Below are 19,190 nucleotides of genomic sequence, written 5' to 3'. Positions count from 1 at the left end.
GCTCACCCCGGTGCGACGAAACCGGATTCGTACGCGGCGATGACCGCCTGCGTCCGGTCGCGCGCGCCCAGCTTTCCGAGGACCGAACTGACATGAGACTTGACCGTCTCGGCGCCGACGATCAGTTCCTTCGCGATCTCCGCGTTCGACAGGCCCCGCGCCATCAGGCGCAGTACGTCGTCCTCGCGCTCGGTGAGGGCGGCCCGGTCGAGGGCGGCCCTGGCCACCGCGTTGCCGGGGCGCCGACCGTAGGCCGCCGCCAGCTCCCGCACCGCCGCGGGGAACAGCAGGGAATCGCCCTGGGCGACAAGGCGGACGGCGTTCACGATCTCCGCGGGACGGGCCCGCTTCAATAGAAAGCCGTCGGCACCCGCGCGCAGCGCCTCGTACACGTACTCGTCGTTCTCGAAGGTCGTCACCACGAGGATCTTCGGCGGGTCCTGCACGGTGCGCACGACCGCGCGCGTGGCCTCGATGCCGTCGAGCAGGGGCATCCGCACGTCCATGGCGACCACATCGGGCCGCAGTTGGCGCACGAGGGGGATCACCGCGGCGCCGTCGGCCGCCTCGCCGACCACCTCGATGTCGGGCTGCGCCTCCAGGACGGCGCGCAGTCCGGCGCGTACGAGGGGTTCGTCGTCGACAAGGAGGACTGTGACCGGCATGTGGTCAGCGTAGATCAGCTGAGGGGGCAGCCGAGGTGGTCAGCCGAGGTGGTCAGCCGTGGGGAAGCTCGACGTGCACCTGCCACTCACCGTCACGCGGGCCCGTGACGGCCCGGCCGCCGAGCAGTGTGGCCCGCTCCCGGATGCCGCGAAGCCCGCTGCCACCACGGCCGGTGGCCTCGCCCCCGTGCGGCAGCGCGTTGCGTATGTCCAGCACAAGGACCGTGGCGTCGGCCGTGATCCGCACCCGTACCGGGACAGGACCGGAGTGGCGCAGCACGTTCGTGAGCGCTTCCTGGAGCATCCGGTACGCCTCGCGGGAGACCGGTCCCGGCACTTGCTCCAAGGGGCCCGTCACTTCGGTGTCGACCTTTGCCCCCGAAGCACGCGCGGAGTCGAGGAGCTGGCCTGCGTCGGCGAGCGTGGGGCGTCGGCTCGCGGGCTTCTCGTCCTCCCGCAGCACGCGCAGGACGCGCTCCAGGTCTTCGAGAGCCGCCCGGCCCGTGTCCTCGATCGCACCCAGCGCACGGTCGGTGAACTCCGGGTCGCCCGCGGCTCGGGCAGCGCCCGCCTGAACGACCGCCACCGTCAGGGCGTGCCCTATGGAGTCGTGCAGTTCCCGCGCGATGCGATTGCGTTCGAGGAGCTGCTCGGTGCGTTCCTCCAGAGCGGCGAGGCGCTCCACGGGCGAGGGCCCGAGCAGTCGGCGCGCGACCCGTTTCCACAGCTGACCCGCGACCACGATCACTGTGAGGAACATCGCGATCGGGATCGGCACGAGCAGCGTGTTGAACGGGTTCGGGTCCGGCAGCGGAAGGAGCAGCCCGGCCCCGTCGCCGGGCTCGGACGCCGTGGCCACCAGGGCAAGCGCGGTCCCGAGGAGCTGCACCGTGACGAATCCCGCCGCGCAACCGGCCTCCAGGCGCAGCACGGCCCAGACAGCGGTCCTGCCCCGGTCGCGCCACGACGCGGAGGGCGCAACGGAGATGCCGGAGTCCTCGTTGTCGCCCGGCACGCGCGCGTGCTGCCCCGGGAACAGCATCAGCCGTGCCTGTAGCCCCTCCGCCCGACGCAGGGACGGAAGCAGCAGGGCGGCCGCCGCCACCAGCGGGATCGGCTGGAGCGCGATCTGTATCCAGTGGCCGAGCGTGGGACTGCTGAGCCCCGGCTTGACGAACGCGCCCATCACGGCGATGGCCGAGCCGATGAGCAGATGCAGCCAGCGCGTATAGGTCACCGCGCGGGTGACCGGCCGGAGGAAGCAGGGCATCACGCCATCGTGCCAGCCGCGCGCCGCCGCACGGCTCCCCCGTGAGGGGGAGACGAACTCCCCGGGCGGGGGAAGACCCACCGCACCCGCGGCCGCGAGTCTGGGTCCATGACCAGCATCGACGTCCAGAACCTCACCAAGGAGTACGGCACCATTCGCGCGGTGGACGGCCTTACGTTCACTGTCCGCCCGGGGAAGGTCACCGGCTTCCTCGGCCCCAACGGCGCGGGCAAGTCCACCACCATGCGCCTCGTCCTCGGCCTCGACCGGCCCACTTCGGGCACCGCGACAGTGGGCGGCCACTCCTATGCGTCCATCGACGAACCCCTGCGCCACGTAGGGGCCCTGCTCGACGCCCAGGCCGCGCACGGATCGCGTACCGCGAGGAACCACCTCCTCGCACTCGCCGCCAGCAACCGCATCTCCGCGTGCCGCGTGGACGAGGTCCTTGAAGAGGCCGGACTCGCCACGGTGGCAGGGCGCCGGATCAAGACGTTCTCGCTCGGTATGCGCCAGCGCCTGGGCATCGCGGCGGCGCTGCTCGGCGACCCGCGCGTCGTCATGCTGGACGAGCCGTCCAACGGCCTCGACCCCGAAGGCATCATCTGGATCCGCGAACTGCTGCGGCGCCTCGCCCGTGAGGGCCGTACAGTCCTCGTCTCCAGCCACCTCATGAACGAGACGGCCACCTTCGCCGACCACTTGGTCGTCCTCGGCCGGGGCAAGCTGCTCGCGGACACCTCGATGCGGGACTTCATCGCGGCACACAGCAGTCCACGGGTTCGGCTGCGCACCCACGAGAGCGACCGGTTGCGGGGCCTTCTGGCGGACAAGGGCTACGCGATGGCCGCGGCGGACGACGGCCGCTGGACCGTGGAGGGCGCGAAGGCCGAGGAGATCGGTTCCATCGCCGCAGGTCACGGCATCCCTCTCCGCGAACTCTCCGACGAGCAGGCCTCCTTGGAGCAGGCCTACCTCGCCCTCACGGCCGACGAAACCGAGTTCGCCGCCGCACCGAAGCCCCGCCAGGAGGCCTGACCATGTCGACATCTGCCGTGCTCCGCTCGGAGTGGATCAAGATCAAGTCGGTGCGTGCCAGCCTCGGTTCGCTGATCGCCGTCTTCGTGGCCACCGTCGCCATCACCGTCCTCGCGTTCGCCGCGGTCGGCACGTCGGAGGCGGACAACGCCGACTTCGAACCGCTCTCCGGCGCCTTCTACGCGCTCAACTTCGGCCAGATCGCCGCCATCAGCTTCGGTACGACAGCGATGTCCTCCGAGTACCTGAACGGAGCGCTGCGGATCTCGCTCTCCGCGGTGCCGCGCAGAGGTCTCTTCTATGGGGCCAAGGTCGCGGTGGTGGGCGCACTGGCCCTCGGCGCGGGGCTCCTCACCAGCTTCGCGAGCTTCCTTTCCGGACAGGCCTTCATGGGGGACTACGCCATCGGCCTCGGCCATGACGGTGCCGTCCGGGCCTGCGTCGGCGGGGGCGTCTACCTCGCGCTCATGGCGCTGCTCGCCGCAGGCCTGACCGTGCTGCTGCGCAGCGGTGTCGCCGTACTGAGCATCCTCATCCCCTTCACGCTCATCGTGTCCTTCGTGGTCGGGGACGTCGCGAGCGGTGTCGCGGAGTTCCTGCCGGACAAGGCGGGGCAGCAGGTGCTGCACGCGGACCCGTCAGGAACTCTCGGCCCTTGGACGGGACTTGCTGTCACGGCCGCGTGGGCGGTTGCCGCGCTGCTCGCGGGGTGGTGGGCGGTGCGGCGGCGGGACGCGTGAGGCAGGTGTCCGAATGGTGATCCCCCGGGTCTGACGGCGGGCCAGATGTCAGTGGGGGCCGCTTTACTGGGTGTCATGAGTACCGCAGAGCATCTCGCCGCGATCGACCTGCTGTGCTCCCGGGAGTTCCCCGCGGAGCACAGCAGGTCGCGGAGCGGCGTCGGCGGTCCGGGGTATCACATCGCCGAGTTACTGACGAGCGACGAGTTCTGGGAGGACGACGGCACGGAGTGGGAAGCGACCGCCGAGCAGTACGAGGCCGAGCGCGACGGCCTCACGGTCCTGCTCGCCGAGCGCTGGGGAGCCCCCCAGATATTCAGCCTGGCGAGCCTCTTCGAGCGGACGCTGAGCGGCAGCGAGGGCGATGACAACGATGGCGATGACAACGAGGGTGATGACGGCGCGGGGGAGGACATACCGGAGCCGTGGGGATCGCTGAGCTCATCGGTGCCGGACCTCCATCTGTGGCGGGTCGACGGGCGGTGGATCGCTCTCGGCGTCTCCCAGTGGGACAAGGAGCTGCCGTTCCAACTGCTCGCCGTCGTCACGGAGATCGATCCGCCGTAGTGGGCGCGGCGGGTGCAGCCGGCGCGTTCAGTGCGTGGACGCGGATGGCGCGGCCGCAGTAGGGGTCGAGAGTGGCTCGCTCCACGCACATGCCCAGCTTGTTCATGATCCGTTCCGATGCGTCGTTGCCCACCTGGGCGATGCTGACGATCCGCTGGAGACCGCGGTCGGTGAAGCCGAAGTCGAGGGCAGCCCGTGCCGCCTCGGTGGCAAGACCCTGCCCCCAGAAGGAGCGACCGAGCCGCCAGCCGATCTCCACCGCGGGCAGCACCTCGGGGAGGTAGTGCGGCACGGCCAGGCCGGTGAACCCGGCGAGTTCACCGGTGGCGCGGACCTCCACCGCGAAGAGCCCGAAGCCCTCGGTCTCCCACCCGTGCTCCCACCCCGCCACCGTGGACCGGGTCTGCTCCACCCCGTCGTGGACGGAGCCGTCGCCGATCCACCGCATCACTTCGGGGTCCGAGCTGATGGCGGAGATGGGGGCGATGTCCGCCTCGCGCCAGCGCCGCAGGACGAGGCGGGGCGTCAGGATCAGGGGCATCGCGGGGCCGTCCCGGGGGCGAGGCCGAGCTCGTCGCCGTCGCGCGGCGCGAAGTGGCGGGCCACGTCGGCGTCGGTCACCTGCCTGAGTTCTGCGGGCGACCAGTGCGGATTCCGGTCCTTGTCGACGACCTGGGCGCGGATGCCCTCGACCATGTCCGGTGCGGTGATCGCGGTGGCGGAGACGCGGTACTCCTGGTCGAGCACCTCCTCGAGGGAGGAGAGGGCGCGGGCCCGGCGCAGGGAGGCGAGGGTGACCTTCAGGGCGGTGGGCGACTTGCCGAGGATGGTCTCCGCCGTCTCCTTCGCCGCCTGGTCGCCGGAGTTGTAGAGCCGGTCGACGATCTCCTCCACGGAGTCGGCGGCGTAGCAGGCGTCGATCCACTCGCGGTGGGCGGCGAGTTCGCCCTCGGGCGCGGCGGTGGCGTACCGCTCGATCGCCTCGCCCACGTCCGTGTCGGCCAGCGCGGCCGTGAAGTCGGGCAGCCGCTCGGACGGTACGTAGTGGTCCGCGATGCCGCACAGCAGCGCGTCGCCCGCACCCACCGCCGCGCCGGTCAGCGCGAGGTGGGTGCCGAGTTCGCCGGGCGCGCGCGTCAGCAGATACGTACCGCCGACGTCAGGTACGAAGCCGATCCCCGTCTCCGGCATCGCGATCCGGGAGCGCTCGGTGACGATCCGGACGCTGCCGTGCGCCGAGACGCCGACTCCGCCGCCCATCACGATGCCGTCCATCACGGCGACGTACGGCTTCGGGAAGCGGGCGATGCGGGCGTTGAGGCGGTACTCGGCACGCCAGAACGCCACGGAAGCGGAGCCGCCGCCCGCCCGGATGTCGTCGTGGATGGAGCGGATGTCGCCCCCGGCGCAGAGCCCGCGGGCACCGGCGCCGGTGAGGATCACGGTGGCCACCGCCTCGTCCCGCTCCCAGCCGCTGAGAGCGTCGTCCATGAGGCGGACCATGGGGTGGTTGAGGGCGTTGATGGTGCGGGGGCGGTTGAGAACGATGTGCCCTGCGCGGCCCTGGGTGCGCAGGAGGACGGGAGCTTCGTCGGAGTCAGCGGTGGTCATGTGGCGGATGGCTCCTTCGACAGGCGATTCGATCTGCGCGTGCGCAGATCGAATCTACGGTGTGACGTCGCCGGGCGGCGGCGGGGGCCACGTTCAGGGCGAGTGGAAGGTGACCTCCGGGTTGGATTTCGAGGGGCCGTCGAGCAGAGGCCGGTGCCGGTCGCGGAGATGCTGGTCGAAGAAGGCCGTGACGTACGCGGTGGTGATCTCCCCCGAGCGTGTGCCGGAGAGCGGGGCCGACGGGTCGGTCATGCCGAGTTGACCGCCGAGTATCGGCAGGTCGGTGAAGGTGAGGTGTCCGGAGTCCGCGACAGTGAGCCAGTGCTTCCAGCCGTGCAGGAGGTGCCACTGGCGTGGCCAGGTGACGTCCTCGGCACGGGGGTTGTGATCCTTGCGGGTGCCGAGCATGAGGACGGGGTGGCTGGTGCCGGCGGACGGGACCGGGGCGAAGAAGGAGCCGTCCAGGTTGGCGGCAGCCCTGATCCGGTGGTCGGTGCCGGTGGCCACGGCTGCCGCGTTTCCGCCGAGCGAGTGGCCGGCGGCCCCGATCCGCCGGGTGTCGATGAGCGCGGCGTAGTCGGGGTGCCGCCCGCCACCGGACCTCGATCGTCGGGTCAGCTCGTCCACGACGAAGGAGATATCCGCTGCCCGGGTACGCGCGGCCTTGGCCAGCATTTTCTTCTCCCCGGCGGCACCGCCTGGTGCCTGCTCGACCTTCTTGCACGCGACGCAGGTGCGGATGCGCGAGGAGTCCTTCTCGCCCGGGAATTCCGTGCCGAAGGACTCGTATGCGTGGTCGACGAGGGCGACGACGTAGCCGTGGGATGCCAGGTTCTCCGCGAGTGCGCTGAGGGTGGCGCGGTGCAGTGTGAAGCCGGGGGAGAGGACGATGAGCGGGTGCCTGCCCTTGGCGGGACGGGCGGCGGGTCGGGCGTTCGTGCGGACGGAGGTCAGTTGCCCGGCGTCGTACAGCGAGTCCAGGTGCTGCCCCTTCAGGAGCAGTTCGGCCTCTTCGGTCGTCAGGTAGGGCGCACGGTCGCCGTCGACGCCGCCCCGCCGCGCCGGGTAGTAGACGGACACCATCAGCTCGCGGGACCCCGCTGAGGGCACCCACGGGTCACGGCGCTTGTGGTCCACGAGGTGGAGGGTGTCCCGTCCGATCTCGTACGACCCGGACGGGCGTGGAAGGGAGAGCGGGGTTTCCGCCGCCGACGGGGAGGCACGACGCGAAGACGACGAGCCGTCGTCCTCGGCGCAGGCCGCGACGGTCGGGGTGAGGAGAGAGAGGGCCAACAGGGCGGTGACGGCGCTGCGCCGTGTGCGGATTCTGATCATGCCCTGGAGCGTATGAACCGCGGAAAGCAGTCGGCACCGACGAAGGTGCGGAGCAACCCACCACTTTCGTAAGGGGTTTCGGGGATCAGTAGGGGTTTCGGGGATCAGTCAGAACCGACCCCGCCCCCCTGAAAGGCCTCCAGGATCCGCTCAGCCGCCGTCGTGGCCGTCAACGTGCCCTCGCGTACGCGCTGTTCGAGCTCCGGCGCCAGATCGCGCACGGCCCCGTTCCCCCGCAGCCGGTCCAGAAGCTCGTCCCGCACCATCGTCCACGTCCAGTCGACCTGCTGGTCGCGCCGCTTGGCGGCGAGGCGGCCCGTGGAGTCGAGGAGCGTGCGGTGTTGTTCCAGGCGGTCCCAGACCTCGTCGAGGCCGCTGGACTCCCGTGCGCTGCAACTGAGCACCGGGGGAGTCCACGCGGCGTCCGCCGGGTGCATCAGGCGCAGGGCGCCCGCCAGTTCGCGTGCCGCCGAGCGCGCGTCGCGTTCGTGCGGGCCGTCCGCCTTGTTGATGGCGAGGACGTCGGCCAGTTCCAGGACGCCCTTCTTGATGCCCTGCAACTGGTCGCCGGTGCGGGCCAGGCTGAGCAGCAGGAACGAGTCGACCATGTTCGCGACCGCCGTCTCCGACTGCCCCACGCCGACCGTCTCCACGAGCACCACGTCGTAGCCCGCCGCCTCCATCACCACGATCGACTCGCGCGTCGCCTTCGCGACCCCGCCGAGTGTCCCGGCGGTGGGCGATGGACGTACGAACGCCGCCGGGTCCACCGCGAGGCGTTCCATCCTCGTCTTGTCGCCGAGGATGGAACCGCCCGTCCGGGTCGACGACGGGTCGACGGCGAGCACCGCGACCCGGTGTCCGAGCCCGGTCAGCATCGTGCCGAGCGCGTCGATGAACGTGGACTTGCCCACGCCGGGCACCCCGCTGATGCCGATCCGCCGCGCCCGCCCGCTGTGCGGGAGCAGCTGTGTCAGCAACTCCTGGGCGAGGGCCCGGTGTTGGGCACGGGTGGACTCGACGAGCGTGATGGCACGCGCGATCTGCGCCCGCTTGCCGTCGAGCACGCCCTTGACGTACGCATCGATGTCGATCCGCGGCGCCGCCATGCTCACAGCTCGTGGCCGAGGTCGGCCGCCAGCCGCTTCACCAGGTCGTAGGCAGCGTCCGGGATCACCGTGCCGGGCGGGAAGACGGCCGCGGCGCCCATCTCCAGCAAGGTCGGCACGTCCTGCGGCGGGATCACCCCTCCGACGACGACCATGATGTCCTCGCGGCCCTCGGCGGCCAGCTCCGCACGCAGCGCCGGTACGAGGGTGAGGTGCCCGGCGGCGAGCGACGAGACGCCGACGATGTGCACGTCCGCCTCGACGGCCTGGCGCGCGACCTCCGCCGGGGTCTGGAACAGCGGGCCGACGTCGACGTCGAAGCCGAGGTCGGCGAAGGCGGTGGCGATGACCTTCTGGCCGCGGTCGTGGCCGTCCTGGCCCATCTTGGCGACCAGGATGCGCGGACGGCGCCCCTCGGCCTCCTCGAAGGTCTCGACGAGCGTGCGGGTGCGTTCCACGGAGGGGGACGAGCCTGCTTCGGTGCGGTACACACCGGAGATCGTACGGATCTGGCCCGCGTGCCGCCCGTACGAGGCCTCCAGGGCGTCGGAGATCTCGCCGACCGTCGCCTTCGCGCGCGCCGCGTCGACCGCCAGAGCCAGGAGGTTGCCCTCGAGCCCCGGACCGGGATCCCGCTCGGCTGCCGCCGTCAGTGCCCGCAGCGCGTCCTGGCAGGCCGTCTCGTCGCGCTCCTCGCGCAGTCGCTTCAGCTTGGCGATCTGCTGGTTGCGTACGGACGAGTTGTCGACCGCCCGGACGTCGATCTGCTCGTCGGTCTCCACGCGGTACTTGTTGACGCCGATCACGGGCTGCCGCCCGGAGTCGATCCGGGCCTGCGTGCGGGCCGCGGCCTCCTCGACGCGCAGCTTCGGGATGCCCGCGTCGATGGCCTGCGCCATGCCGCCCGCCGCCTCGACCTCCTCGATGTGCTGCCAGGCGCGGCGCGCCAGGTCGTTCGTCAGCTTCTCGACGTACGCGCTGCCGCCCCACGGGTCGATGGTGCGCGTCGTGCCCGACTCCTGCTGGATGAGCAGCTGGGTGTTGCGGGCGATGCGGGCCGAGAAGTCGGTCGGCAGGGCCAGCGCCTCGTCGAGGGCGTTCGTGTGCAGCGACTGGGTGTGGCCCTGCGTCGCCGCCATCGCCTCGACGCACGTACGCGTGACGTTGTTGAACACGTCCTGCGCGGTCAGCGACCAGCCCGAGGTCTGCGAATGGGTGCGCAGGGAGAGGGACTTGGGGTTCTTCGGGTCGAACTGCTTGACCAGCTTGGCCCAGAGGAGGCGTGCCGCGCGGAGCTTGGCGACCTCCATGAAGAAGTTCATGCCGATCGCCCAGAAGAAGGAGAGCCGTGGTGCGAACGCGTCCACGTCCAGGCCCGCTTCCTGACCTGCCCGCAGATACTCCACACCGTCGGCGAGCGTGTACGCCAGCTCCAAGTCGGCTGTCGCGCCCGCCTCTTGGATGTGATAGCCGGAGATCGAGATGGAGTTGTAGCGCGGCATCTTCTGCGAGGTGTACGCGAAGATGTCGGAGATGATCCGCATCGAGGGCTTGGGCGGATAGATGTAGGTGTTGCGGACCATGAACTCTTTGAGGATGTCGTTCTGGATGGTCCCGGCCAGCTTCTCGGGCGGTACGCCCTGTTCCTCGGCGGCCACGATGTAGAGCGCGAGTACGGGGAGCACGGCGCCGTTCATCGTCATCGACACGGTCATCTTGTCCAGCGGGATGCCGTCGAAGAGCTGACGCATGTCGTAGATCGAGTCGATCGCGACGCCCGCCATGCCGACGTCGCCCGTCACCCGCGGGTGGTCACTGTCGTAACCACGGTGCGTCGGCAGGTCGAAGGCGACCGAGAGGCCCTTCTGTCCTGCCGCGAGGTTTCGGCGGTAGAAGGCGTTGGACTCCTCGGCGGTGGAGAATCCCGCGTACTGCCGGATCGTCCAGGGCTGGTTGACGTACATCGTGGGGTAGGGGCCGCGAAGATACGGCGCCACACCCGGATACGTCTCCAGGAAGTCGAGCCCTTCGAGGTCGGCGCCCGTGTAGAGCGGCTTGACCGCGATGCCCTCCGGAGTCTCCCAGAGAAGGTCGTCGTCCGCCTTGCCGGTGGACTCCTTGACGGCGCTGCGCCACTGGTCCTTGGAGATGTCAGAGGTGGCGTCGGACGTCAGGCCGACGCCGGAGAAGTCGGGGATCGCCATTACGCCACTCCCATGTGGTCGAGGGTGGAGGAGAGCACGGACACGGCGTCGCAGCCCGCGAAGACGTACGCGTCGACGGCGCCGTACTCGACGCCCTTGGGAGGACGTCCCGCGAGGAACACCCTTTGCGCACCGGCTGACTTGAGCGCTTCGGCGACCGCTTCGGCCTGCTCCTCATAGAGCGCGTCACTGGAGCAGAGGCACGCCACCGTGGCACCGCTGGCCTTGAAAGCGTCGGCGGCCGTCGTCGCGTCCACCGACACCGGGTCGTGCACGGCTTCGATGCCGCCCGCCTGGAAGAGGTTCGAGGCGAAGGAGGCCCGCGCGGTGTGCGCCGCGGCGGGGCCGAGCGCGGCGAGGAACACTCGAGGGCGAGCCCCGGCCGAAGCGAGGTGCGCGTCCGAGCGGGAGCGCAGGACCTCGTACGCCTCGTCGCGGCGGACGCGCGGCAGACCGCCCGATCCCGAGCCCGATGCCTCGGCGGGCGGGGCCACCCGCTCGACCGGACGTTCCGTCAGATTCGGGAACTCACTTACACCGGTGATGGGTTCACGGCGCTTGGCCAGCTTCTCGCTGCGCTTCGCCCAGGTCGCGGCGAGGCGTTCACCGATCAGGCCGGAGCGCAGGGCCGCCGCCTGGCCGCCCGCGCGCTCGATCTCCTGGAAGAACTCCCAGCCCGCGTGGGCGAGTTCATCCGTGAGCCGCTCCACATACCAGGAGCCGCCCGCCGGGTCGATCACGCGGGCGAGGTGCGACTCCTCCAGGAGGATCGTCGACGTGTTGCGGGCGATGCGGCGCGCGAACGCGTCCGGCAGGCCGAGCGAGTGGTCGAAGGGCAGGACGGTCACGGAGTCGGCGCCGCCGACGCCCGCCCCCAGGCAGGCCACCGTCGTCCGCAGCATGTTCACCCACGGGTCACGGCGCGACATCATCACCGGTGAGGTCACGGCGTGCTGGCGCTGCGCCCCCGCGTCCGGGGCGCCGCAGGCCTCGGCCACGCGAGCCCAGAGCCGCCGGGCCGCCCGCAGTTTGGCGATGGTCAGGAACTGGTCGGCGGTGGCCGCGTACCGGAACTCCAGCTGGGCGCAGGCCGCTTCGACCGTGAGCCCGGCCTCGGTGAGCTCCCGCAGATAGGCGACCGCCGTGGCGAGGGAGGCGCCGAGCTCCTGCCCGGCCGAGCCGCCCGCCTCGTGGTAAGGCAGGGCGTCGACGGTCAGCGCGCGGAGATTGGGGTACTCCTGCTCGCACAGCCGGGCGAGGGCGATCGCGGCGGCCGGGTCGAGCCGCTCGCCGGTGCGGGCCTCGTGGCCGAGGGGATCCGCGCCGAGGGTGCCGTGCGCGGCGGCCTTCGGGATGCCCCGCTCCTCGTAGAGCCGGAACAACTCGCGCGCCGCGGGCTCGACTTCACCGCCCGCGTCCAGGGCGACCGGAGCCAGGTCGAGGAAGACGCCGTCGACGGCACGCTCGATGCCGGACACCGGGAGCGCGCCGGGGCCGACGCCGAGCCACAGTGAGGTGACGCCGTTCTCCAGGTCGGCGAGCACGGTCTCGTTCGTACCCGCCGGGTCCGTGCTCGTGTGCCGCTGCCGTACGTCCCAGCCGGCCGCGGCATTGCCCGCGGCGGTGCCGCCCCTGACAAAGGGGGAGAAGCCCGGGTAGCCGGCGTCAGGCGCGGCTTCTCGGGCTGTGTACAGGGGGCGGGTGCTGAGCCCGTCCTCGAGTGCGGTGGAGAGCGCTTCCTCGGCGGCCGGGCCCGATGCGTCTTTACCCGATTTGCGCAGTACGCCTTCCACCAGGCGCTGCCACTGCTCATGGGTCGCATCAGGAAACTCGGCGGCCAGGGAAAGCCCGTCGTCAGGCAGGACCGTCATGGGCATGATGCTAGGGCGCAACCCCTGGCACTCGGTGCCGTGAAGGGCTGTGACCTTGGCCTCTCTGGATCGCTCTTGATCTCAAACGAGCGGACGGCTACGGACGGCTACGGCGGCGCGGAATCCTGGCCCCTCCGCGCTCACTCCGGAGTCATTCCAGGCCAGAGGCCCTGAAGACGCCCTCCCCCGTCTCGCGGTCGATACGTTCGGAGAGCCGCCGCAGTGCCGTCGCCCCGCACAGGAGCGAGCCCGCGGCGACGGACGAGCGGGCACCGCCGTCCACGGCCTGCCAGAGCGGCGGATTGACGACAAGGACTTCAGGGTCGAGCACGACCCGCCCGCCCGAGGCGTCCCGCAGGACGAGCCGCGGCGCGATGCCGTCGTCACGGCGCACGGTCACGAGGCGGTCGAGGCGTACCGACCGTGTGCGGAGCGGGCCGCGTGAGACCAGGATCGTGCCGTGCACCGCCACCCGCGGCGGCGTCAGCGCGGCGAACAACAGGACGCCGAGCCCCAGCCAGAGGAGCGCGCGCCAAGGGACGAGCCTGCCGGTCGCCGCGTCGAGCGCGAGCAGCAGCCCGAACAACAGCACGGCACAGGCGGCCGCGGAGCGGGCGTCCCCGGTCCAGGTGCGGTCGTGCGCCCATGGGCCGTGCTCCGTGGGCTCTGGGGGGTACGTCATGCGGCTGGCCATGAAGGTGACGCTAGGCACCTTCATGGGGACGGGAATTCCGCCGCGCCGAACCTTGATGTGTCACTGACGCGCGGTGACGAGGCCGCGTCAGCGTTGTGTCAGCGCGGGGCCGGTCGCCGTCAACGTCCCGTCATGGAGGGGCGGGAGACACCCCGTGCCGGGCATAGCGTCACCACATGCCCTCAAGGAGGAACCCCATGGCAGAACTTCAGTGCGGCGAGGACCCCGAGCCCTCCGAACCCGGCCCGGCCGGACCGCTCTTCGTCCCCGTCCGGCCGGGACCCGCGGGCTGTGTGGCCCGCCTGTTTCGCACGCCCGTCGGCGGCCGCACCGCCGTCGCCTTCACCACCCCCCAGCGGCTCAGTGCCGCCCTCGGCGCCCGCCAGCCCTGGATCAGGCTCTCGGAGCCCGCGCTGCGGGCCCTCACCGAGCCGCTCGGCGTCTGCGACGTCACCGTCGACCCGCGGCTCGTACTCGTCCGCGTCCTCAGCCGATCCAGGTGGTCAGTGCGCAGCATGCGTTTCGAGTACGAGCACGCGTTTCGAGTATGAGGACGCGCTTTCGAGTATGAGGACGAGGCGAAGAGAGAACCTGCCCATGACCACTGTGCACGCTCCGGTCACCCCGGACGCCACCGCCGACGACGACCTGTCCGTCTGGCCCGCATCCACCACGCGTCTCACCCACGGCGACCTCGCCATCGGCGGCGTACCGCTCACCGAGCTCGCCCAGCGCTTCGGCACCCCCGCGTATCTCATCGACGAAGGCGACGTACGCGAACGCTGCCGCACCTACCTGCATGTGTTCCCCGACGCCGAAGTGCACTACGCCGCCAAGGCGTTCCTGTGCCGCGCGATGGCGCACTGGGTCGAGGAGGAGGGCCTCGGCCTCGACGTCTGTTCCGCCGGGGAGCTGGAGCTCGCCGTCACCACGGGTTTCCCCGCCGAGCGCATCGTGCTGCACGGCAACGCCAAGAGCCCGCACGACCTGGAGGCCGCGCTGCGGCTCGGCGTCGGGCGCATCGTCATCGACAGTGCGTCCGAGATCGCCAGGCTCGCCGCGGCCGTGCCGCCCGGCAGCCGCCAGAAGGTGATGGTCCGCGTCGTGCCCGGCATCGCGGCAGGCGGTCACGTCAAGATCCGCACCGGGACCGACGACCAGAAGTTCGGCCTGTCGATCACAGACGGCTCCGCGCAGCACGCCATCGCCCGCATCATCGGCCAGCCCGGACTCGAACTGACGGGCCTGCACTGTCACTTGGGCTCGCAGATCACCACCGACAAGCCGTTCCTCGCGGCCGTACGCCGACTCGTCGGCCTGCTGGCCCGCATCAAGGACCAGCACGGCGTCACCCTCCCCGAACTGGACCTCGGCGGCGGCCACGGCATCGCCTACCGGCCCGGCGAGGCTGCCCTCGACATCACCACGCTCGCCCGCAAGATGCGCGCCGAACTGATCGAGAGCTGCGCGGCGGCCGGGCTCACCGTGCCCAAGCTGCTCATCGAACCGGGGCGCGCCATCGCGGGCCACGCCGGAGTGGCCCTCTACCGTGTCCTCGCCGTCAAGCGCACCGGCGGACGCACCTTCGTCGCCGTGGACGGCGGGATGAGCGACAACCCGCGGCCCGCGCTGTACGGCGTGCGGTACGTGCCGCGCCTCATCGGCAGGCACTCCACGGCTTCGTCCGCACCCGTGACCGTCGTCGGGCGGCACTGCGAGGCGGGCGACGTGCTCGCCGACGATGTCCAACTGCCGGGCGACGTAAGGCCGGGAGACATCCTGGGCGTGCCGGTGGCCGGTGCTTACCACCTGTCCATGGCCTCCGGCTACAACCTCGTCGGCCGCCCGCCCGTGGTGGCCGTGGCCGACGGGCACGCGCGGCTCCTGGTGCGGCGCGAGTCCATCGAGGACTTCCGCAGCAGGGATGTCGGCCTGTAGCGCGGCACCCCCGTCAGGACCCGAGATAGCGCAGGACGGCGAGCACGCGACGGCTGTAGCCGCCGGTCGTGCCGGTCAGCTCCAGCTTGTCGAAGATCGCGTTGATGTACTTCTCGACGGCACTCTGCGAGACGTACAACTGCCCGGCGATCGCCGCGTTCGTATGTCCCTGCGCCATCTTCCCGAGCACCTCGCGCTCCCGCGCGGTCAGCCGCTGGAGCGGGTCGGTGTGGCTGCTGAGGGTCAGCAACTGCCGTACGACTTCGGGGTCGAAGGCGGTCTGGCCCGAGCCGACCCGCTCCAGGGCGTCGAGGAACTCGTCGACCTGCACGACCCGGTCCTTGAGCAGATAGCCGACGCCTTCGGTGGCGGTGGTCAACAGCTCGGTGGCGTAACGGCGTTCGACATATTGCGAGAGGACGAGAACGCCGGTCTCCGGCCACTCCTTACGGATCTCCAGGGCCGCCCGCAGCCCTTCGTCGGTGTGCGTGGGCGGCATCCGTACGTCGATCACGGCGATGTCGGGCGGCTCTTCGGCCACGGCGGTGAGCAGCGCCTGCGCGTCGCCCACCGAGGCCGTGATGGCGTGCCCCTCGTCCGCGAGGAGCCGGGCAAGGCCCTCCCGCAGCAGGGTCGAGTCGTCGGCGAGCATTACGCGCATGGCAGCTCCGCGGTGATGAGGGTGGGCCCTTGGGCGGGGCTGGCCACGGTGAGCGTGCCGTCCAGGGCGGCCACGCGCCGGGCGAGCCCGAGCAGACCGCCGCCGGACGGGTCGGCGCCGCCTCGTCCGTTGTCTTCAACACGCAGGTGCAGCACGTCGTTCCGCTGCTCGGCGTGGACGGTGACGAGGGTGGCTCCCGAGTGCTTGACCGCGTTCGTGACGGCTTCGGCGGCGACGAAGTACGCCACCGCCTGCGCGGTCGGGGGAGGGGTTTCGTGCAGGTCGCAGTGGAGCCGTACGGGTATCGCCGCGCGCTCGGCGACCGTGTCGAGGGCGGCCGCGAGCCCGCCTTCGTCGAGGGCGGCGGGGTAGACGCGCCAGGCGACCTCACGGAGTTCGGCGAGGGCCTGCTGGGTCTCCTCGTGCGCCTGGGCGAGGAGGCGCGCCGATTTCTCCGGCTCCCAGGCGCGCCGGGCCCGGCCGAGGAGCATACCGAGGGCGACGATGCGCTGCTGGACGCCGTCGTGCAGATCGCGTTCGATGCGGCGCCGCTCGTCGTGCACGGCTTCGACGACTCCGGCGCGGCTCGCGACGAGCTCGCCGATCCTGCGCTCCATGAGCTGCCCGTCGTTCGGGCCGAGGAAGCGGCGTGCGTGCCGCTCGTCGGCGAGCGCGACGCCGTACGTTCCCTGGACGCAGAGGAAGAGGAGGAAGAGGCCGCCGATCGAGGAGAGCAGCAGGGTGCCGGGGGAGCGGATGTCGGCGACGAACCAGCCCCACACCGCGAGCGAGGCGTAACCCGCCCCGAGCAGGGCGCAGGCCAGCACGACCCCGCCGAGCAGCCCCACAGCCCAGCGCGACGCGACGTAGTTGACGGCGGCGAGACCGGCCGGCGGCGCGGTGAGCTCACTGCCGAAGAAGGCGGCCATGCGGCGCCGCTCCATCTCGGCGAGCCGCCGGGCGCCGCCCACGATGCGGGCCTCGGCCCCGCGCCCGGTGCGCCGCCCGAGCGTGGCGAGCAGCCAAAGGCCTGCGACCAGTGCGAAGGCCAGCTCGACGACCGCGGTGAGGGCACCGACGAGGACGCCGACCGTCACCCTGAGCCAGCGCTTTAGGTGCGTACACATGATCGGTCACGCTAGCCCAGCGGCTGAGGCGTGCGGACTGCGGAAAACCACAATGCTGCCCTGCGGTCCACCGCACCTGATGTCTGCGGCCCCCTTCATACCGACGCGGGCCAGGAGTTCCTAGCTTCGAGTGCATGATCCTCGACTCCGCGTACGAAGCCGCCACCGCCGCCAACGAAGCGCCCACCGGGGGCATAGCGGGCTGGGCCACCGACCTCATGGACTCGCTGGGCGCTTTCGGCGCCGGAGTGGCCATCGCCCTGGAGAACCTGTTCCCGCCGCTGCCGAGCGAGGTGATCCTGCCGCTCGCCGGATTCGCCGCGAGCCAGGGCAAGTTCGGCATCGGTGCGGCCCTGTTCTGGACCACGCTCGGTTCCGTGGTCGGCGCTCTGGCGCTCTACGCGGTCGGCGCGCTGCTCGGCAGGGACCGGACCGTGGCCATCGCCGCCCGCCTCCCGCTGGTGAAGGTGTCCGACATCGACCGTACGGAGAAGTGGTTCGCCCGGCACGGCACCAAGGCGGTCTTCTTCGGCCGCATGATCCCGATCTTCCGCAGCATGATCTCCGTGCCGGCCGGCGTCGAGCGCATGGGGCTGCCCGTCTTCCTCGCCCTGACGACCGCGGGCAGCCTCATCTGGAACGCCGTCTTCATCCTGATCGGCCACGCCCTCGGCTCGCGCTGGCACCAGGTCACGGATCTGGTCGGCCTGTACTCCAAGGGCGTCCTCGCCGTGGTCGCCCTCGCGGTGCTCACCTTCGTCGCGCTGCGGGTCCGCAGGTCAAGTACGGGCGGACCCGCAGCCTAAAGAATCGCCCCCGGGGAGTAGCCGGCGGCTTCGGGGTGCTCCTTGACCACAGCTTCGATCTGCGCCACCAGGACAGCGACCTGTTCACCGGCGGCCCCGGTGAACGACAACTTGTCCGCCATCAGACCGTCAAGCTCCGCCCGGTCCAGCGGAATCCGCGAATCCGCGGCGAGCTTGTCGAGGAGCTCATTGCGCTCCGCGCCCTGCTCGCGCATGGCGAGCGCGGAGGCGACCGCGTTCTCCTTGATGGCCTCGTGGGCCTCCTCGCGGCCGACGCCCGCCCGCACCGAGGCCATCAGGACCTTGGTCGTGGCGAGGAAGGGGAGGTAGCGGTCCAGCTCACGCGCGACGACGGCCGGGAAGGCGCCGAACTCGTCGAGCACGGTCAGGAAGGTCTCCAGGAGCCCGTCGAGCGCGAAGAACGCGTCGGGCAGGGCGACACGGCGTACGACGGAGCAGGAGACGTCGCCCTCGTTCCACTGGTCACCGGCAAGCTCCCCGGTCATCGACGCGTAGCCGCGCAGGATGACGGTGAGGCCGTTGACGCGCTCGCAGGAGCGGGTGTTCATCTTGTGCGGCATGGCGGACGAGCCGACCTGGCCCGCCTTGAAGCCTTCGGTGACGAGCTCGTGCCCAGCCATGAGCCGGATGGTCTTGGCCATCGAGGAGGGTCCGGCGGCGAGCTGCACGAGCGCCGTCACGACCTCGTAGTCGAGCGAGCGCGGGTAGACCTGGCCGACCGAGGTGAAGGCGCGGTCGAAGCCGAGGTGACCCGCGATCCGCTGCTCGAGGTCGGTGAGCTTCTCGGCGTCGCCGCCGAGCAGGTCGAGCATGTCCTGCGCGGTGCCGACGGGGCCCTTGATGCCGCGCAGCGGGTAGCGGCCCAGCAGGTCGTCGACGCGGCGGTACGCGACGAGCAACTCGTCGGCGGTCGTCGCGAAACGCTTGCCAAGCGTCGTCGCCTGCGCGGCGACGTTGTGCGAGCGGCCCGCGATGACCAGCTCGGCGTACTCGCCCGACAGCTTGCCGAGGCGCGCGAGCACCGCCACGGTGCGGTTGCGCACGAGCTCCAGGGAGAGCCGGATCTGCAGCTGCTCCACGTTCTCGGTGAGGTCGCGGGAGGTCATGCCCTTGTGGACCTGCTCGTGCCCGGCGAGCGCGTTGAACTCCTCGATGCGGGCCTTCACGTCATGCCGCGTGACCTTCTCGCGCTCGGCGATCGACGCGAGGTCGACATCGTCGATGACCCGCTCGTAGTCGGCGAGGGCGGCGTCCGGCACCTCGATGCCCAGGTCCTTCTGGGCCCGCAGCACGGCGAGCCAGAGCTGACGCTCCAGCTTCACCTTCTGCTCGGGCGACCAGAGGGTGGCGAGCTCGGCGGAGGCGTAACGCCCGGCGAGGACGTTCGGGATACGGGGCTTTGCAGGCGCGGCAGTCACGTGTACGGAGTTTACCTGCCGTCCGACCTGGTCTTTGACCGTCCTTTTGACTGTCCATACAGTCCAGAAAGTCCAGGTCGTTGGAGCATCATCCGAGCCGCACCAGTCGAGCCGC

The 19,190-nt window shown here is 70.9% G+C and carries 18 protein-coding genes; 6 read left to right on the top strand and 12 right to left on the bottom strand.

The window, feature by feature from the left end:
• Nucleotides 1-2: 2 nt before the first annotated feature.
• Nucleotides 3-665 (bottom strand): response regulator, encoded by a 663-nt coding sequence (locus ACGFSB_RS33760; protein WP_393407310.1) that lies wholly within the window; start codon nucleotides 663-665, stop codon nucleotides 3-5.
• Between the two features lie 52 nt (nucleotides 666-717).
• Nucleotides 718-1,935: a sensor histidine kinase gene (locus ACGFSB_RS33755; RefSeq protein WP_393407308.1), complete on the bottom strand. Its 1,218-nt coding sequence runs from the start codon at nucleotides 1,933-1,935 to the stop codon at nucleotides 718-720.
• A 108-nt stretch (nucleotides 1,936-2,043) separates the two neighbouring features.
• Between ACGFSB_RS33755 and ACGFSB_RS33750 the strand changes: the two genes are divergently transcribed.
• The 3 genes from ACGFSB_RS33750 to ACGFSB_RS33740 all read left to right on the top strand — a co-directional run bounded on the left by ACGFSB_RS33750 (nucleotide 2,044) and on the right by ACGFSB_RS33740 (nucleotide 4,280).
• Entirely contained in the window at nucleotides 2,044-2,973 is a 930-nt protein-coding gene (locus tag ACGFSB_RS33750) for an ABC transporter ATP-binding protein (protein ID WP_393407305.1), read from the top strand.
• Nucleotides 2,974-2,975: 2 nt separating this feature from the next.
• Nucleotides 2,976-3,713 (top strand): ABC transporter permease, encoded by a 738-nt coding sequence (locus tag ACGFSB_RS33745; RefSeq protein ID WP_393407303.1) that lies wholly within the window; start codon nucleotides 2,976-2,978, stop codon nucleotides 3,711-3,713.
• Between the two features lie 75 nt (nucleotides 3,714-3,788).
• Entirely contained in the window at nucleotides 3,789-4,280 is a 492-nt protein-coding gene (locus ACGFSB_RS33740; RefSeq protein ID WP_393407300.1) for a hypothetical protein, read from the top strand.
• Here the strand turns inward: ACGFSB_RS33740 and ACGFSB_RS33735 are convergent.
• The 7 genes from ACGFSB_RS33735 to ACGFSB_RS33705 form a co-directional block, all read right to left on the bottom strand.
• Nucleotides 4,258-4,821, bottom strand: coding sequence for a GNAT family N-acetyltransferase (locus ACGFSB_RS33735; protein WP_393407298.1), 564 nt, complete (start codon nucleotides 4,819-4,821; stop codon nucleotides 4,258-4,260). The two genes, ACGFSB_RS33740 and ACGFSB_RS33735, sit on opposite strands and share 23 nt — an antisense overlap.
• Nucleotides 4,812-5,891 carry an enoyl-CoA hydratase/isomerase family protein gene (locus ACGFSB_RS33730; RefSeq protein WP_393407295.1) on the bottom strand — a complete coding sequence of 360 codons (1,080 nt, stop codon included), beginning with the start codon at nucleotides 5,889-5,891 and terminating at the stop codon, nucleotides 4,812-4,814. The genes ACGFSB_RS33735 and ACGFSB_RS33730 overlap by 10 nt, the downstream gene beginning before the upstream one ends.
• A 93-nt stretch (nucleotides 5,892-5,984) precedes the next feature.
• Nucleotides 5,985-7,226 carry an alpha/beta hydrolase family protein gene (locus tag ACGFSB_RS33725; RefSeq protein WP_393407292.1) on the bottom strand — a complete coding sequence of 414 codons (1,242 nt, stop codon included), beginning with the start codon at nucleotides 7,224-7,226 and terminating at the stop codon, nucleotides 5,985-5,987.
• Nucleotides 7,227-7,330: 104 nt separating this feature from the next.
• Nucleotides 7,331-8,335 (bottom strand): methylmalonyl Co-A mutase-associated GTPase MeaB, encoded by a 1,005-nt coding sequence (gene meaB, locus ACGFSB_RS33720; RefSeq protein WP_393407290.1) that lies wholly within the window; start codon nucleotides 8,333-8,335, stop codon nucleotides 7,331-7,333.
• Between the two features lie 2 nt (nucleotides 8,336-8,337).
• Nucleotides 8,338-10,539 (bottom strand): methylmalonyl-CoA mutase, encoded by a 2,202-nt coding sequence (gene scpA / locus ACGFSB_RS33715; protein ID WP_393407288.1) that lies wholly within the window; start codon nucleotides 10,537-10,539, stop codon nucleotides 8,338-8,340.
• Nucleotides 10,539-12,410, bottom strand: coding sequence for a methylmalonyl-CoA mutase family protein (locus ACGFSB_RS33710; protein ID WP_393407285.1), 1,872 nt, complete (start codon nucleotides 12,408-12,410; stop codon nucleotides 10,539-10,541). Before ACGFSB_RS33710 ends, scpA begins: the two co-directional genes overlap by 1 nt.
• A gap of 151 nt (nucleotides 12,411-12,561) precedes the next feature.
• Nucleotides 12,562-13,104: a hypothetical protein gene (locus tag ACGFSB_RS33705; protein WP_393407283.1), complete on the bottom strand. Its 543-nt coding sequence runs from the start codon at nucleotides 13,102-13,104 to the stop codon at nucleotides 12,562-12,564.
• Between the two features lie 197 nt (nucleotides 13,105-13,301).
• Between ACGFSB_RS33705 and ACGFSB_RS33700 the strand changes: the two genes are divergently transcribed.
• Nucleotides 13,302-13,655, top strand: coding sequence for an SAV_915 family protein (locus ACGFSB_RS33700; protein ID WP_393407280.1), 354 nt, complete (start codon nucleotides 13,302-13,304; stop codon nucleotides 13,653-13,655).
• A 46-nt stretch (nucleotides 13,656-13,701) separates the two neighbouring features.
• Nucleotides 13,702-15,042, top strand: coding sequence for a diaminopimelate decarboxylase (lysA, locus tag ACGFSB_RS33695; RefSeq protein WP_393407277.1), 1,341 nt, complete (start codon nucleotides 13,702-13,704; stop codon nucleotides 15,040-15,042).
• Nucleotides 15,043-15,055: 13 nt separating this feature from the next.
• Here the strand turns inward: lysA and ACGFSB_RS33690 are convergent, their stop codons facing one another.
• Both ACGFSB_RS33690 and ACGFSB_RS33685 read right to left on the bottom strand, forming a co-directional pair.
• Nucleotides 15,056-15,694 (bottom strand): response regulator, encoded by a 639-nt coding sequence (locus ACGFSB_RS33690; RefSeq protein WP_393407379.1) that lies wholly within the window; start codon nucleotides 15,692-15,694, stop codon nucleotides 15,056-15,058.
• The gene (locus tag ACGFSB_RS33685; RefSeq protein WP_393407275.1) at nucleotides 15,694-16,830 is read right to left on the bottom strand and encodes a sensor histidine kinase; all 1,137 of its coding nucleotides are present in this window, start codon (nucleotides 16,828-16,830) and stop codon (nucleotides 15,694-15,696) included. The genes ACGFSB_RS33690 and ACGFSB_RS33685 overlap by 1 nt, the downstream gene beginning before the upstream one ends.
• Nucleotides 16,831-16,964: 134 nt before the next feature.
• Between ACGFSB_RS33685 and ACGFSB_RS33680 the strand changes: the two genes are divergently transcribed.
• On the top strand, nucleotides 16,965-17,636 hold the full coding sequence (locus tag ACGFSB_RS33680) for a DedA family protein (RefSeq protein ID WP_393407272.1): 672 nt from the start codon (nucleotides 16,965-16,967) through the stop codon (nucleotides 17,634-17,636).
• On the opposite strand, the gene purB is transcribed toward ACGFSB_RS33680, so the two are convergent.
• Nucleotides 17,633-19,075 (bottom strand): adenylosuccinate lyase, encoded by a 1,443-nt coding sequence (gene purB / locus ACGFSB_RS33675; RefSeq protein WP_393407270.1) that lies wholly within the window; start codon nucleotides 19,073-19,075, stop codon nucleotides 17,633-17,635. The two genes, ACGFSB_RS33680 and purB, sit on opposite strands and share 4 nt — an antisense overlap.
• Nucleotides 19,076-19,190: the final 115 nt, after the last annotated feature.

The organism is Streptomyces sp. NPDC048441, from assembly GCF_043200235.1.
Taxonomy (GTDB): Bacteria; Actinomycetota; Actinomycetes; order Streptomycetales; family Streptomycetaceae; genus Streptomyces.
This window is presented reverse-complemented; position numbering and strand designations above follow the sequence as displayed.